The 15,818-nt window shown below is 32.8% G+C and carries 15 protein-coding genes and 1 riboswitch; of the genes, 13 read left to right on the top strand and 2 right to left on the bottom strand.

Annotation, left to right across the window (positions count from 1 at the left end):
* Positions 1 to 49: 49 nt before the first annotated feature.
* Complete coding sequence (gene cmk, locus SLH51_RS00990) at positions 50 to 724, top strand: (d)CMP kinase (RefSeq protein WP_335958418.1); 675 nt, start codon at positions 50 to 52, stop codon at positions 722 to 724.
* Positions 725 to 820: 96 nt separating this feature from the next.
* Here the strand turns inward: cmk and SLH51_RS00985 are convergent, their stop codons facing one another.
* Entirely contained in the window at positions 821 to 943 is a 123-nt protein-coding gene (locus SLH51_RS00985) for a hypothetical protein (protein ID WP_335958417.1), read from the bottom strand.
* Positions 944 to 994: 51 nt separating this feature from the next.
* A riboswitch (cyclic di-GMP riboswitch) is annotated at positions 995 to 1,083 on the bottom strand.
* Between the two features lie 136 nt (positions 1,084 to 1,219).
* Positions 1,220 to 2,128: an LCP family glycopolymer transferase gene (locus SLH51_RS00980; RefSeq protein WP_335958416.1), complete on the bottom strand. Its 909-nt coding sequence runs from the start codon at positions 2,126 to 2,128 to the stop codon at positions 1,220 to 1,222.
* Positions 2,129 to 2,452: 324 nt separating this feature from the next.
* Here SLH51_RS00980 and SLH51_RS00975 point away from each other — a divergent pair, with 324 nt between their 5' ends.
* The 12 genes from SLH51_RS00975 to SLH51_RS00920 all read left to right on the top strand — a co-directional run bounded on the left by SLH51_RS00975 (position 2,453) and on the right by SLH51_RS00920 (position 15,685).
* The gene (locus tag SLH51_RS00975; RefSeq protein ID WP_335958414.1) at positions 2,453 to 3,154 is read left to right on the top strand and encodes a YveK family protein; all 702 of its coding nucleotides are present in this window, start codon (positions 2,453 to 2,455) and stop codon (positions 3,152 to 3,154) included.
* Between the two features lie 8 nt (positions 3,155 to 3,162).
* Positions 3,163 to 3,858, top strand: a complete 696-nt coding sequence (locus SLH51_RS00970; RefSeq protein WP_335958412.1) for a CpsD/CapB family tyrosine-protein kinase — start codon at positions 3,163 to 3,165, stop codon at positions 3,856 to 3,858.
* 37 nt (positions 3,859 to 3,895) lie between these two features.
* On the top strand, positions 3,896 to 4,666 hold the full coding sequence (locus SLH51_RS00965; RefSeq protein ID WP_335958410.1) for a tyrosine-protein phosphatase: 771 nt from the start codon (positions 3,896 to 3,898) through the stop codon (positions 4,664 to 4,666).
* A 920-nt stretch (positions 4,667 to 5,586) separates the two neighbouring features.
* Entirely contained in the window at positions 5,587 to 6,480 is an 894-nt protein-coding gene (gene galU / locus SLH51_RS00960) for a UTP--glucose-1-phosphate uridylyltransferase GalU (RefSeq protein ID WP_335958409.1), read from the top strand.
* Positions 6,481 to 6,494: 14 nt separating this feature from the next.
* Positions 6,495 to 7,163 (top strand): sugar transferase, encoded by a 669-nt coding sequence (locus SLH51_RS00955; protein WP_335958408.1) that lies wholly within the window; start codon positions 6,495 to 6,497, stop codon positions 7,161 to 7,163.
* Between the two features lie 14 nt (positions 7,164 to 7,177).
* A complete protein-coding gene (locus SLH51_RS00950; protein WP_335958407.1) occupies positions 7,178 to 8,476 on the top strand; it encodes a lipopolysaccharide biosynthesis protein in 1,299 nt (432 codons plus the stop codon).
* A 17-nt stretch (positions 8,477 to 8,493) separates the two neighbouring features.
* On the top strand, positions 8,494 to 9,660 hold the full coding sequence (locus SLH51_RS00945; RefSeq protein WP_335958406.1) for a polysaccharide pyruvyl transferase family protein: 1,167 nt from the start codon (positions 8,494 to 8,496) through the stop codon (positions 9,658 to 9,660).
* Positions 9,661 to 9,686: 26 nt separating this feature from the next.
* Positions 9,687 to 10,826, top strand: a complete 1,140-nt coding sequence (locus SLH51_RS00940) for a polysialyltransferase family glycosyltransferase (RefSeq protein ID WP_335958404.1) — start codon at positions 9,687 to 9,689, stop codon at positions 10,824 to 10,826.
* A gap of 103 nt (positions 10,827 to 10,929) precedes the next feature.
* Complete coding sequence (locus SLH51_RS00935) at positions 10,930 to 12,231, top strand: hypothetical protein (protein WP_335958402.1); 1,302 nt, start codon at positions 10,930 to 10,932, stop codon at positions 12,229 to 12,231.
* A gap of 60 nt (positions 12,232 to 12,291) precedes the next feature.
* Entirely contained in the window at positions 12,292 to 13,362 is a 1,071-nt protein-coding gene (locus SLH51_RS00930) for a glycosyltransferase family 4 protein (RefSeq protein ID WP_335958400.1), read from the top strand.
* A 38-nt stretch (positions 13,363 to 13,400) separates the two neighbouring features.
* Positions 13,401 to 14,528, top strand: a complete 1,128-nt coding sequence (locus SLH51_RS00925; protein ID WP_335958398.1) for a glycosyltransferase family 4 protein — start codon at positions 13,401 to 13,403, stop codon at positions 14,526 to 14,528.
* A gap of 77 nt (positions 14,529 to 14,605) precedes the next feature.
* Positions 14,606 to 15,685 carry an acyltransferase family protein gene (locus tag SLH51_RS00920; protein WP_335958397.1) on the top strand — a complete coding sequence of 360 codons (1,080 nt, stop codon included), beginning with the start codon at positions 14,606 to 14,608 and terminating at the stop codon, positions 15,683 to 15,685.
* Positions 15,686 to 15,818 lie beyond the last annotated feature (133 nt).

The raw sequence follows: 15,818 nt of genomic DNA, 5'->3' as shown, positions 1-15,818 counted from the left end.
ACCTGGTATAAAAAGTGAGCGAATCAAAATCATATATGAGGTGTAAATCATGACAAATATCATAAACATTGCGATTGATGGTCCAGCTGGAGCAGGGAAAAGCACGGTAGCAAAATTAGTAGCAGAACATCTTTCGTATTTATATATTGATACAGGCGCGATGTATCGTACATTAGCATACGCAGCGATTCAAAACAATGTTGATACAAAAAACGGGACAGCATTAAAAGAACTTTTGGACACGATTACGATCCAATTGATAAACGAAAAAGAAGGAACAAAAGTATTAGTAAATGATCAAGACGTAACAACGGACATCCGAACAGCAGAAGTGAACAAACAAGTTCCTCAAGTAGCAAGCCATGAAGCTGTGAGACTCGAAATGGTCGAACGTCAACGCAAGCTAGCAATGGAAGGCAACTCAATTTTAGATGGCCGCGACATCGGCACGCATGTATTGCCAAATGCAGATGTAAAAGTATTTCTAACTGCGTCTGTTGATGTTCGTGCAAAACGTCGCCACGCGGAACAAATAAAAAAAGGCATGCCTTCTAACTTGGAAGAGTTGAAAAAGGATATTGCAAAGCGTGATGAGATGGATTCGACGAGAGAGGTTGCGCCACTACGTAAGGCAAGTGATGCGATTGGGTTGGATACAACGGCGCTTTCGATTCCTGAGGTTGTGAATGAGATTATTAATCTTGTGAAGAAGCCGGCGTTGTAAAAAGCTTGGTAGTTAAAAGATGAGCTGGGTCAGACCTGGATCTCAGTCAGAAGGAGAATGAATGGCCATGACGGCTATTCATTCTCCCATTTCACTTTACAAGCTTCCAAGCATAGAAGCTAATACAGCAATAGCAATTCCGACTATGGATGCTCCAACAGTAATAACAACCTTCTTAATCTTTTTCCTCTTTTGAATCTCTTCCGGCGTATAAAACAAATACATTTCCTCCTCTGTGAAATACGAGTAACCATACGGAGGACGTTCCATTTCGGTAGCTGGCTGGCATAATGGCTAGTGCCAATGAAGCCCCTATAGCTTTGCGTCATCAACTTTCGCTGATTTTGCCCTTGTCGTATGACTCAACCCATTATATCGATAATGGTGGAAAAAAGTTTAGCGAAATAGTCAAAGATAGGTCGATAGTAACCAAACAAAAATTAGGATTAGTCAAAAAAGCCCCCTCATGTTCAACATGAGAGGACAACAAAACGATTAATTTAATTCCAAATGTCCGCGCAATTCTGCTTGTACACGTTCGACTTCGTCACTCGGAATTTCTAAATAATAAATCCCATCAATCCTTGTTCCGTTTCCTTTGATCTCCAACTGCTCCACCGAATGACGAGCACCTCTATACTTTGATTGAACCGTCCACATCCCGTCCAAATCCAAATCGGTACGAACAGACTTGCCAACTTCATTTAAAACACTACCAACCTTTGTAATTGAACCAATCTGAGCCCCTTCTTGGATGACGGCTTCGACAATTTGACGCTGTCTGTCATTTCGCCCAAAGTCACCACGCGGATCCTCATAACGCATACGGGAATAAGCAAGAGCTTCATCCCCGCTTAAATACAACTCACCTTCAGGGAAAGTATACCCGCCATACTCAAAGCTAAATTCATTTGTAACTTGAACACCGCCAAGAGCATCAACTAACCCTTTAAACCCTTCCATGTTTATACTTACATAGTGGTCAATTGGAATATTAAGAAAGTTTTCGACTGTATCCATCGTCATCTCAACGCCACCGAAAGCATATGCGTGATTTATTTTATCAATCGTTCCTCTGCCAATAATTTCCGTACGCGTATCACGCGGAATACTTAGCATCTTTACCGAACGTTCTCCAGGATTCACCGTCATCACAATAATCGTATCAGAACGCCCTTCATGGTCATCGCCACGAGAATCAACCCCAGCAATCAAAAATGAAATAGGTTCCGCTCTTTCTACATCTACCTTTTCCTCACGCTTATCCGTCACACGATCAATCGGCTCATGAATTTCCTGAACTGTATCAGTAACTGATTTATATAAATAAAAGCCGTAAGCTAAAGCGGCTACAAAGACAACACCCAACAAAAGACCTAGAGTAATCAAGACTTTTTTCTTCATATTTTGGACAATCTCCTTATTGATTTTTTGATAAAAATGAAAAAGCAGGCAATGGCACCGCACGCTGCTCGCCTGTTATGAGAAACCCACTCATACCAGACTTTAACCTTATGCAGCGGCTACGCTCATTGCTTCAAAGGTATTCAAAATAGGTGAAAATCGACCTATTTTGAATACCTTTTTCCATAAAAAGAATATAGATTTCTTTCGTCATTATAGTTAAATTGTTATAGAGGAGCAACAAAAAGTTTCAACAGCTTCTGACAATCTATGATATAATCCATTTTATTGTATGTTACTAATTTTAGGAGGTTTTCAAGCAGAATGGAAGAAACAATTAGTTTAAAAGACATTTTTCTTACGTTAAAGAGGCGTATGAAGCTTATCATCATGATCCCAATTATTGCCGCATTAGTAAGTGCTCTCGTGAGTTACTACCTCTTAACACCAATTTACCAAAGCTCTACACAAATTCTCGTCAACCAAACACAAAATGACCAAACGTTTAGTCAAAATGATATAAGAACGAATTTAGAACTTATTAATACGTACAACGTCATCATCAAAAGTCCAATTATTTTAGATAAAGTAATTGAAGAAGCGAACCTTTCTGAGTCTTTTAGTGCTCTAAATAGCAAGGTAAGCGTTGGAAGTCAAAATAATTCACAAGTTGTCAATATTACGGTTGAACATGAACAACCATCTACTGCAGCGCATATCGCGAATACGATTGCGACTGTGTTTCAGCGTGAAATTGTTTCGATTATGAGTGTAGACAACGTTAGTATTTTATCCCAAGCACAAGTAAGTGATTCACCATCACCGATAAAACCGAATCCAACGTTAAATATTGCGATTGCGATTGTGGTTGGTTTGATGGCAGCTGTTGGACTGGCTTTCTTACTTGAGTATTTAGATACGACGATGAAGACCGAAAAAGATATAGAAGATGTACTAGACATGCCTATTTTAGGTGTAGTTGCAACAATGGATGAAAAAAGCGGAAAGAACGTAAAGAAGGGGTGAAGTGAGTAGTGTCTCGAAAAGATAAACAATCCCAAGCAAAGTTACAACGAAATTTAGTTACACAAGAAAGCAAAAGTTCACCAATCTCAGAGCAATACCGTACGATCCGAACGAACATTGAATTCTCAGCAGTTGATCGTGACATTCAAACGATTCTTGTCACATCTGCTGGACCCGCAGAAGGAAAGTCGACAACGGCAGCAAATTTAGCAGTCGTCATGGCTCAAAATGGACAATCTGTTTTATTGCTTGATACAGATTTACGCAAACCAACGGCGCATTACACATTTGGTGTTCCGAATATGAGTGGACTAACAAATGTATTAACGAAACAAGGTAGTTTAGAAGAGTTGGTTCAAGCAACAAAGATTGATAATTTATCCGTCCTAACATCGGGTCCAATTCCCCCGAACCCTGCTGAACTGTTAAACTCACGAATGATGGGACTTATCTTAGAACGTGCGAAAGAAATGTTTGACACGATTATTCTAGATACACCACCGGTTATGGCGGTAGCCGATGCACAGATCCTAGCGAGTAAATGTGACGGTACAGTACTGGTTGTATCAAGTGGGAAAACAGAACGTGAAGAAGTGAAAAAGGCAAAAGTTCAATTAGAAAAGGCAAAAGCGAAATTACTTGGAGCGGTCTTAAACAATAAGAAAATTGATTCAGGAAGCTATTATTACTACAGCGCGAAGTAATTGGAAGAAAATAGAGTAGCATGAGGAGGTTGTCAAAATGATCGATATTCATTGTCATATACTACCAGGTGTCGATGATGGTCCTAAGACGCTTGCAGAAAGTTTAGAAATAGCTAGACTTGCTGAAGCAGAAGGGATTACAAGAATCATTGCGACACCTCATCATCAGCATCCGATGTTTGAAAATAGTGGACCTTCTATTTTACGAAAAGTAGAAGAGCTGAATAAAGCATTGCAAGAATCTAATATCCAAATAAAAGTAAGCCCCTCTCAGGAAGTTCGCTTACACGGAGAGATCATTCAACATCTAGAAATAGGTGATGTGTTGAAGGTGACACCTGAGAGCTCGTACGTATTAGTAGAATTCCCATCGAGTAGTATCCCGCATTACACAACAAGACTGTTTTATGATTTGCAGATGAAGGGGTATACTCCAATCATTGCGCATCCCGAACGGAATAAAGTATTGGCAGAGAAACCTGACATTCTGTTTGATTTTGTGAAGAATGGTGTGTTAACACAAGTAACAGCTGCTAGTGTTACAGGTCATCTTGGCAAAAAAGTAAAGAGATTCACAGAACAGTTGATTGAAGCGAATTTGACGCATTTTGTAGCATCGGACGCACATAATCAAAAGGAACGACCATTTCGACTACGTGAGGCGTATTCTGTCATCGAGGATGTGTTTGGGATTGAGTTGGTTTATCAATTTAGAGAAAATGCAGAGATTTTAATAGATAACCAACATATTCAAGTCATGCAACCAGAGCCTGTGAAGAAGAGAAATAGGTTATTTAACTTGTTTTAGAGAGTAGTGCTAGTTACTTGTTTTAGCACTCTTAATTCATCATTTATGGATTAAGAGTGTTTATTTATGGAGTTTTCAACGTGAAATTTAACTAATTCGAAAGGCCTTACTCAGTGATTGAAGAGAAGAATTAGTAAAGCAAAGGATATGCTGTGTGTTTGTTGAAAAAAAGCCAAATCCTAACTCTTTTCTGTGACTAATATCATAGCGCTTACATTATAAATCTCACGAAATATGTCGAATGATAGGGTACGGTATATGTTGAATTATGTAATATATCCTATTAAACTAGTAAAGTATCAAATACAGCAACTTACGAAAAGTCATTGGTACGAAAGGGAAAAACGAAAGCCAAGGAAACCATATATTGGTGAAAGGATTCTCTATAGATATATGATACGATGGTCTACGGAAAGAAAGCATCTGTTTTTAAGAAAGATGGGTCTTTAGACTCTAGGGAAGAACAAAAACTATATATCGTATTTATTGATAGAAGGATTTCTGACAAGAGTACACCAAAAAATCTCTTGTCCTTTATACTGTGAAACATATGTAAAATGATGAAAGAAATAGAGATAGTATCGAAATGACTTGTAGAATTGTTGAAATAACTAAAACAACTAGATGAAATCTAATTTTTAAAGCAGCCATAGAGAAGAGGGAAAAGAAACTCACTACAACCGAAGAGTTTTTGGCAATGTCTCCTTGCCGCTATCTATGGAGGCACTCGATCATGCTGTGGGTGATAACCTTAGACGCTTTTGTCGTCGGTGGTGTGATGTGAGGAGGGGTTAGATGCCTCTTATTTTAATAAAAACTCATATGGAACCTTAAGCTATTACTCTAAATACAAAGACTAATAGCTTAAGGTTTCAATTTTTAATGGATGAAAAATAAAAAAAGTTTTGGAGGTTTGCACATTGAATAAAAAAGTTCGTAAAGCAATTATTCCTGCAGCAGGCTTAGGGACAAGATTTTTGCCAGCGACAAAAGCAATGCCGAAAGAGATGTTACCGATTGTTGATAAACCAACGATTCAATACATTATCGAGGAAGCTGTTGCCTCTGGGATAGAGGATATTATTATTGTTACTGGGAAAGGAAAGCGTGCGATCGAGGATCATTTTGATCATGCGTTTGAGCTGGAGCAGAATTTAATTGAGAAAGAGAAGTTTGACTTGCTTGATAAGGTGCAGGAGGCTTCTAAAGTTGATATTCATTATATTCGTCAAAAGGAACCAAAAGGGTTAGGGCATGCGGTTTGGTGTGCACGTAAGTTTATTGGGGACGAGCCGTTTGCGGTACTGCTTGGGGATGATATTGTACAAGCTGAGACGCCTTGTACGAAGCAATTGATTGATGTTTATAATGAGACTGGATCTTCTGTTATAGGTGTTCAGACAGTTGCTGATGATCAGACGCATCGATATGGGATTGTTGATCCGACTTCTCAAGAAGGACGGACTTATCAAGTTAGTAATTTTGTTGAGAAGCCAGCACCAGGAACAGCTCCTTCTAATCTAGCTATTATGGGTCGTTATTTATTGACAGCTGATATTTTCAAACATTTAGAGAAGCAAGAGACGGGTGCTGGTGGGGAGATTCAGTTGACTGATGCGATTCAGATGTTGAATGAGGAGAAGAATGTGTTTGCTTATGATTTTGAGGGTAAGAGATATGATGTTGGGGAGAAGTTGGGGTTTGTGACGACGACGTTGGAGTTTGCGTTGCAGCATGAGGAGTTGCACCAACCATTAATGGAAAAATTGGAAGAGCTGCTTGCATCTAATAAAAAAGTTAATGTACTAGAATAGTAGAGGTGAGGATAATGGGAGAGGCGCAGGCAGCATCCTCAGGTAAGGCTAAGACAACAGTAAATGTAAATGAAAGCAAAGTATATTTATTTAATAAACGTTTAATTGATATTATGGGTTCATTAGCAGGGCTTATCTTCTTAAGTCCTCTATTTTTGCTTATTGCTATCCTTATTAAATTAGAAGATCGAAATGGACCGGTATTTTTTAAACAAGTTCGTGTAGGGAAAAATGAAAAAGAATTTCATATGTTGAAGTTTCGTTCGATGGTTAGTAATGCTGAAGAATTGTTGGAATCATTGCTTGAGCAAAATGAAGTTAGTGGTGCGATGTTTAAAATGAAAGATGATCCGAGGGTGACTCGGATTGGGAAGTTTATAAGGAAGACGAGTATTGATGAATTGCCGCAGTTGATTAATGTGCTTAAGGGTGAGATGAGCCTTGTAGGTCCAAGACCCCCTTTACCTCGTGAGGTAAAGGAGTATACTGAGTATGAAAAGCAAAGGCTACTAGTGATTCCAGGTTGCACAGGGTTATGGCAAATTAGTGGAAGAAGTAATATAGGGTTTCGAGAAATGGTTGAACTAGATCTTACTTATGTTGAGAATAGAACTGTATGGTTTGATATAAAGATTATTACAAGAACATTTTTGGTTTTATTGGGATCAAAAGATGCATTTTGATTGGTGGGAATGAAGTGTTAGCTAAAATGAAAAAATCTTCATTGGTAAAGTCATCTAGTATATATACAATTACTAATATGATTAATGCTTCAATCCCGTTCTTAATGATGCCAATATTAACAAGACATTTAACTCCTGTAGATTATGGGATTGTTTCAATGTTTAACGTGTTGGTAGGTATCATTTATCCATTTTTGGGAGTGAATATTCATTTAGCATTAACTAGACAGTACTATGAAAAAGATATTAAAGTACCTGTATATATTGTAAACGGTCTTTACGTTTTATTTATGACTATAATTATTTGTTCTGCATCTATTTACCTGTTAAGACAACCCATAAGCGATATGACATCCTTTCCAGTAGAATGGCTTTGGTCATTCATAGTTGTATCTGCATTTAACGTTATTTTTCAAATTGTCCAAACGCTATTACAAGTTAGGGATAAACCTTTATTTTTTGGGGGATATCAAATCCTTCAAAGTTTATTGAATGTTGGTTTATCAATTTGGCTAGTTGTTGTTATGGGGGCTGGTTGGGAAGGAAGAATAGAGGGACAAGTTATTGCGTCTTTGATTTGTGGGTTAATTGGTATTATTTTCTTGTGGAAAAGTGGTTTCTTGAAGTTTAGGTATGAAAAAAAATATATTGATAACATTTTAAGTTTAGGATTACCATTAATACCTTTTGGGTTAGGTGGGTTCCTATTAACTATGAGTGACCGTGTTTTTATAACAAATATGGTTGGTTTAGATGAAACAGGTCTGTATACTGTTGGATATCAGTTTGGTATGATTATAAATTTAATTCAAATGTCTTTTAATAAAGCGTGGCTGCCATGGTTATTTCGTAAACTAAAAGAAAACGTAAAAGATGAAAAAATTAAAATCGTTAAAATCACATATTTATATTTTGGGGTTTTAATGTCTCTAGCAATACTGCTAAGTTTCTCAGCTCCCTGGTTTATGAATATATTCTTGGGAGAGGGTTTTAGTGCATCAAGTCAATTTGTGTTATGGATTGCTATTGGATATGCATTTAATGGAATGCAGAAAATGGTTGTCAGTTATATACAATTTGAAAAGAGAAATTATTTATTATCCTTAATTACATTTATAATATTAGGATTGAATTTACCATTAAATTATTATCTAATTAAATCAAATGGTGCAGTTGGAGCAGCTCAAGCTACAACAATTTCATATTTTATTATATTTTTATTGACTTGGTATATCTCTACAAAAGTATATAAAATGCCTTGGGGATATTTCATGAAAAAAAGTGAAACTTTCGGTAAATCTATAGAAAAATAAAAAAGGTGGAGAAGTAATTGGATTTTAATAAAGCAGTTTTATTAAATTACACTGGAAATGAAGATAACTGGGGTTGTAAAGCCACATCAGATTCTTTAATAAATTTAATAGAGAAGAAGGCGAAATTAAAAATAAGTTACAAAGTGCCAATTCATTATAAAAAAAGAAGTGCATATAGATATTTTTCTGCAAGGATAAAAGATAAGATCGTAAGTTCTGGTGCAATTGAAAAAAGGATATTGGCGAATTTAATTAAGTTTTACCTAGAAAAAATTAGTCCAAATAAATCTATTTATAACAAAATTAAAAATACGGACAATGTTATTTTAAACGGTGAGGGCTCGATTCATAATTATTGCACTGTTATGATTGAATGGTTCTTTTTCTTGAGTGTTGCAAAACAAATATATAATAAGAAAACATCAATAATAAATCATACATTACAATTTGATGATGAAAATGCAAAAAGGTTAAGTGAAATTGTTTATAGTAAAATAGACAATATTATTACACGAGAACATTTGTCAACAATAAATCTAAACAAAATAGGTATAAATAATGTGAGTGTGAGTGGTGACGCAGCTTTTTTTGCCGAACCATGTAGTCCTGAAAGGTCAAAAGAAATACTAAATTCTTTAGGTGTTCAAGGGCCTTTTATTTGTTTAGCAGGGACTGTTGTGTTAGAGGATATCCCTTTTGATAAATATATTCAACTAATAAATGGTGTGAAGAGAAAATACAAACTTCCAATAGTCTTTACAGCTTCTTGTGAAATTGATCGGAAGTTTATCGTGAAGATAAAACATTCTATTCCTGATATTATTATTTTTGATAAGGGGTTCACTTATAATGAGCTTTTAGGTGTTATTAAAGCTAGTAATTTCTTTATAACTGGTCGCTTCCATCCAATGATATTTTCAATGATTGCTAAGACGCCCTTTATAGCTTATCAATCTAACACTATAAAAATGCAAGGTGTGTTAGAGATGGTAGATTACCCTATAGAAGTAGTTGATTTTGTTAAGATAACAGAAGAGGAACTTTTAGAAAAAATTGAGTATATTATAAATAATGAAAAAGTCATTTCCAATAACTTTGGTATGAAGGTTAATGAGATTAGAAGATTAACTAGTCATATATATCAAGGAATTAATATTAGTAATGGGACTAATAATGTAAGCTAAATATATTTTACTGGAGTGTTAAGATAATGAGGTTATTTAGTATAAGTAGTCCTTTAATTTTTTATTTTGCACAATCAATTGCTTCCGATTTTAATGATAAAAATAATATTTCATTATTGTGGTTTTCAGGTGGACATGAAGATCACTTAAAAACTTATAATTTGTTAAAGGACGATAATGTTTGGAAAAATGGGTTGGTTTTTAAGGGAGCGGTAGACTATAATTTGACAAATGCACAAAAAATAATTAAACGAAAAAAAACTATCCAAGAGAAAGAATCATTAAAAGAGCTAATATTAGAAATTTTTAGAAAAGAAGGGATTTCTGAAGTTTATATAGGTAATAGACACATGCCGTTTGATAGATTGCTATACTTTATAGCAAAAGAAAACAATATACAGATTAATCTTCTTGAAGACGGGTTGACAAATTATCTTGATTTTAATTACTCCAATAATCAAACAAGTAGTTTATTTTCAAAAGATAATATTAAGAGTTTATTAAAGAAATGGTTTTATCAAAAAGATCCCTTGAATTTTATCTTTAATAATGATAAAGAGCTTCTTTTTAAGTATGTTTATGCATCTTTTCCTGAAAAACATGTTATTGGTAATTCTATTAATGGGGTTAAACAGTTAAATTTAAGCAAATACAATGATATATACTATGACAAAGTGAAGGCGATTGTACAAAGTGACCAAGCATATCAACTACTTTTAAATGACGATAAAAAAAATATTCTTTTACTTTCTCAAGCGTTATCTGAGGACAACTTAATAAGCCTAGATGATGAGTTGGAAGTGATCACTAAGTATATAGCCGATTATAGAGGTGGGGATTTTAGAGTATTCATAAAACCACATCCTAGGGATAATCTTTATAAAATTAATAGTTTAGAAAAAAAACTTAAAAAACAAGGTGTCAATGTCTTTGTTTTGCAGAATGATGTACCAATCCCTGTTGAAGTATTATTAACCCAAATGAAATTGACAGAAATTATTGGCGTTTGGACAGCGGCTCTATTTTATTCATATATTATAGATAACAATATTAAAAATACTTCTATTTTACCGTATTTAATAAAAGAGTCTTCGAATACAGTTAAGTTAGAAAGAGTATATAATAATTTAAAAACTGTTTTTAATGATGAGATAAATTGGAAATGATTACCCTGATTTTTGTGTCATCTAAGATATCAGAATAAAAATGCACAATAATCTATATTTATACTTTTAATAATATAAATATAGATTTTGGAGATGATATAGATTGTCAACAGATATTTTTAACAAAGAAATTAATAAAAAGCAGTCTTTAGATTTCCCTCTACAATATAATTACCAACTTGAAAAGTTTATAAAAGTAATGAATGTAGTATTATTATTTTATTTATGCATATATGGTACGATTATTATTTATTATGATGGTATGATATTTCGATCTTTAAAAGACGTTGTCATGCTAATAATAAGTTTGTTAAGCATTGTTTTGATTGTTTCAAGAAAGTATATGTATAATGACTTGAAGGTTATTCTTTTTTTCTTGTTTTATATTACTATTTTTGGCCTAATAGGTCACCTTATGACAGGGACTCCATTAAATTATATTTATGGTTTTAAAGTTACAATCTTACCTTTGCTAATGCTGTTCCTAGGTTATATTTTAAGAGGAAAAAGTGTATCGGACTTAATAATACTTTTTAAATTTTTGTATGTATTAATTATATCTGTATGGGTTATCCAATATATACTAGGTATTGAAAAATTAATGGAATTAGGTTTTGTATATGGTGTCAACGTTAGAAATTTTGGCCAAGAGATACCTAGACTTCCATCTCTTGTTGGTATTCCAAGTGCATACGGAATGTTATTGGCTGTTTTGGGGATTATGGTTGAGCGAAATGATAAGTTATGTCAAAGATATGTTTTAGTACGTTGGTTAGTAAAAATAAATACTTTAGTCTTTCTTTTACTGTCTACTCAAAGAACGTCAATTATTTTTTGGGTAGTTACTCAAATATGTATGTTTGTGTTTTATATTCGTAATAGTTTAAGGCAAAAGCAACTGTTAATACTGAGTGCTACATTCTTAATAGTTCCATTTATTGTAATCGTGATCGCTAATTTCGATACGAGATTGTACTCCACGAGTTCATTTTCCCATAGACTTGAACATTGGTTCATACATTTACCTTATTTATTTTCTTTTGAAGGGTTATTAGGATTAGGGCTAGGTGCGGTTGGTGCTGCAACAATTAGAGTTCACCAATTAGGGTACGACGTTTCTAATTATTATGTTGATAACCAATTTTTCGCATTCTACCAACAAGGTGGAATTTTAGGAACTATTCTCTGGATTATCTTTTTAATGTTAATAATGTACAAGTTAATTTCTAATTACTTATTAAATGAAAAGAAAAGTTTCAAAAATATAGAAGTTACTGCATTAAGTATGCTAATAGGAGTATTTATAGCAGGTTTCTTTACAAACACATTAGAAGTTTTTCCATTTAATGTTTTTTTCTGGATGTTTATTGGAATTGCTTTATCGATAAATAACCAGAAGAAATAAGATTTAATATATCTATAAGATTTCTTAATTAAAAGTATAAATGGTGAGGGGTATTTATTTGTGAAACTATTTATTAATGGTCGATTTTTAACTCAATCAGTTACTGGAGTACAACGATACTCAATAGAGTTAATAAAAGAGTTGGATCAGTTAATTGAAATTGGTGCAATAAAAGGTGAATTTATAATACTTTCTCCTAAAAACATCACTAATGGAATAACCTTTAAGAATATAAAAGTTAAAAAAATAGGGTTGTTGACAGGCCATGCTTGGGAACAAATAGAATTACCTTTATACACTATGGGGAAATTGCTTTTTAACCCTTGCGGCCCAGCTCCAATGTTTAAAACAAGACAAGTAGTTACCATTCATGACATGGCTGTTTTTTCTAATAGTGTTGCTTTTACTAAGTTGTTTGTTATCTGGTATAAGATTATATTTTTCTTTATAGGTAAATTATCTAAAAAAATATTTACAGTTTCTAATTTTTCAAAAGATGAGCTTGTTAATTATTTAAAAATAAAAGAAAGCAAAATTATTGTAACTCACTTAGGTAAAGAGCATATTACAGAGTTACAATCTGACAATAATATTTTGAGTGAATATAATTTGACGAAAAAGAAATATATATTAGCTGTAAGTAGCATGAGTCCCAATAAAAATTTCGACGCAATTGTTAAAGCAATTGACTTTATTAAAAATAAAAATAATTATGATATTGTAATTGCAGGGGGGACACACCCTAAAGTATTTAATAAAAAACTAGAGGTCTTACCTAGTAATATTAAGCATGTAGGTTATGTATCAGATAATGAATTAAAAGCTTTGTATGAAAATGCTCTCTGTTTTGTATTTCCTTCATATTATGAAGGGTTTGGATTACCACCACTGGAAGCCATGGCTTTAAAGTGCTCTGTTATTGTTTCAGATAGATCTTCTTTACCTGAAGTTGCAGGGAATAATGCATTGCTATGTAACCCGGATAATCCTGAAGATATCGCCATGAAAATAGTCCAATTTAAAGTTGATTCATTCAGAGAATCTTACGAGCTTAAAGGTTATAACAGAGCACAAGATTTTTCTTGGAAAAAGTGTACTGAAAAAACAATAAATGAATTGAAAGATTTGTAGTAAGAAAAGTAGATCAATTAATCGTATTGAGGTGGGCCATGATGAAAGTAGTCATTATATGTGAATCTTTAGGTGGAGGAGTTAGAAGGCACATTGTTGATCTTCTTTTAAATTTAAATCGAAGTAAATATGATTTACATGTAATTTATAGTGAGGACAGAATTGATGAAGTTTTCATTAATCTTCTACAAGACTTAAAGAATTTAAATATTACATTTTATAATGTATCTATGTGCAGAGAAATTTCTATAATAAAAGACAGTGTTAGTTTATTTAAGATTTCAAGGATAGTAAAAAGAATTAACCCAGATATTATTCATTGTCATAGTTCAAAGGCGGGAGCATTAGGTAGGGTTGTTGCTTTTCTATACGACAAAACAGCTATTTATACTCCGCATGCCTACTACTCACAAAATGTCGATATGAGTAAATTAAAAAGATTTATATATATATATATAGAAAGGTTCCTTTCAAAGATTACAAACATAACAATAAATGTATCAAACGGGGAAAATAAATTTGCAGTTGACAATAAAATTGTAAAAAAAGAAAATACTTCAATAATATTTAATGGAGTTGAAGAGTTAGAGGGAAATAATATAGATACAGACTCTGAATTTATAGTTGGAACATTAGCTAGGTTAGATAATCAAAAAGATCCATATACTTTTCTCGAAATTGCAAAAAAAGTGACTGATAAGATTAGTGATATTCAATTTGTGTATGTTGGAGATGGTCCATTACTTGAAGAAGTTAGACGTATAACTATTGAAGAGAACTTAAGTAGAAGAATTAAGTTCCCTGGTTTTTCTTCGAATACAGTCAGTAACCTTCAAGAGTTTGACCTTTACTTGTCTACATCGTTATATGAGGGTTTACCTTATTCGGTAATTGAAGCGATGGCACTAAGTAAACCACTAGTTTTAAGTGATGTAATAGGTAATAATGAACTAATAGTGTCAGAATATAATGGCGAACTCTTTAGACGAGGAGATATAGATGCTGCGGTTAATTTAATTATTAAACTTTATAATAATAGAGATTTATTAAGATCATATGGTGAAGGTAGTTACAATTGTTATAAAAAGCAATTCTCTATATGTGAAATGATTGAAAAAGTTGAATATGTATATGATAACTCTAGTAGAAAAGTAAATGTAAAGTGAGTTAATTAGAAGTTACTCTAATTGTGTACTTATGCTTTTTATTAAATTTACAAATTTCAACGAAAGTCGGTGATACTTTGAGAGAAAATAACCGCAAACGTTTGAATATAATACAAAGTTACAGAGGGATTGCGGCTATATTAATTTTAATTTCCCATGTTAGTGTTATATACCATGATTTCGAGAAGTATAACTTCTCTTTTTTTTATGCATTAAATAGGAGTGGTGGAGTAGACTTTTTCTTTGTACTAAGTGGTTTTTTAATTTATTATATTTATTCTAGAGATTTCGGCATCGAGGGTAAGGCAAAGGAATTTATTATAAAGCGGTTAGTCCGTATTTATCCTTTAGTGTGGTTTTTCACGTTATTAAGTCTACCGGTATATTTTTTATTTGATTCATTTGGTAATGGGCATGAAACCCAGTTTACTGTAATTTTAAAATCTTTACTACTGTTACCTCAAGACCAAGATCCAGTATTAGGAGCAACGTGGTCACTTGTTCATGTTGTGTTATTTTATTTAATTTTCACTCTTTATATGAATAAGAAAAAAACAATGAAATGGATTATAATTACTTGGACAATATGTATACTTATTAATAATTTTTATACAACTACTAGCTTAAATTCACAAAATTATTTTATTAATTTCTTATTAAGTATGTTTAATTTAGAATTTTTAATAGGTTGTATTTGTGCGTATTTAATTTTAAAGTATAATATTCAACTAAAATATAGTGTTCTTTTAATAATATTGGGTATACTAGGATTTCTAATAAGTTGGATGAACCAATATCTCACTTTAGGAATTGATAATGTTTTATTTTATGGCGTGTCTTCTGCATTATTAATAATAGGTACATCATCAATAGATAGAAACTATAATTCCAACATACCGAAGATGTTTAATGTTTTAGGAAATGCTTCTTATTCAATTATTGTCACAAATTTGCCAATTATTATCTTAACTGTAAAGGTATTTAATGTTTTGGGCGTCTACTTGATTATTGGATATTCATTTTCGGTTTTGTTAACCATAATAGTTGCAATAATGGGAGGAGTTGTAGTACATTTCTTAATTGAAAAACCTTTAACACGAAAGTTAAATTATATAATTATAAAACAATCAAATAGAAAAGGTTTAAAGGTAGCTTGAAAAAGTTTTATATTTATCTCAGTAAATACATTTTAATAAATTAGTTGGTTTTATTCTCGTTATTATGAATAATAATCAATTTGTCTATAATATTACAATCTAAAATTACTAAATCAAAGCTTAATTTATCTAA

Source organism: Halalkalibacter kiskunsagensis, assembly GCF_037027555.1.
Taxonomy (GTDB): Bacteria; Bacillota; Bacilli; order Bacillales; family Bacillaceae_D; genus Halalkalibacter; species Halalkalibacter kiskunsagensis.
The sequence above is the reverse complement of the archived record's forward strand: the minus strand, read 5'-3'. Positions and strand labels throughout refer to the sequence as shown.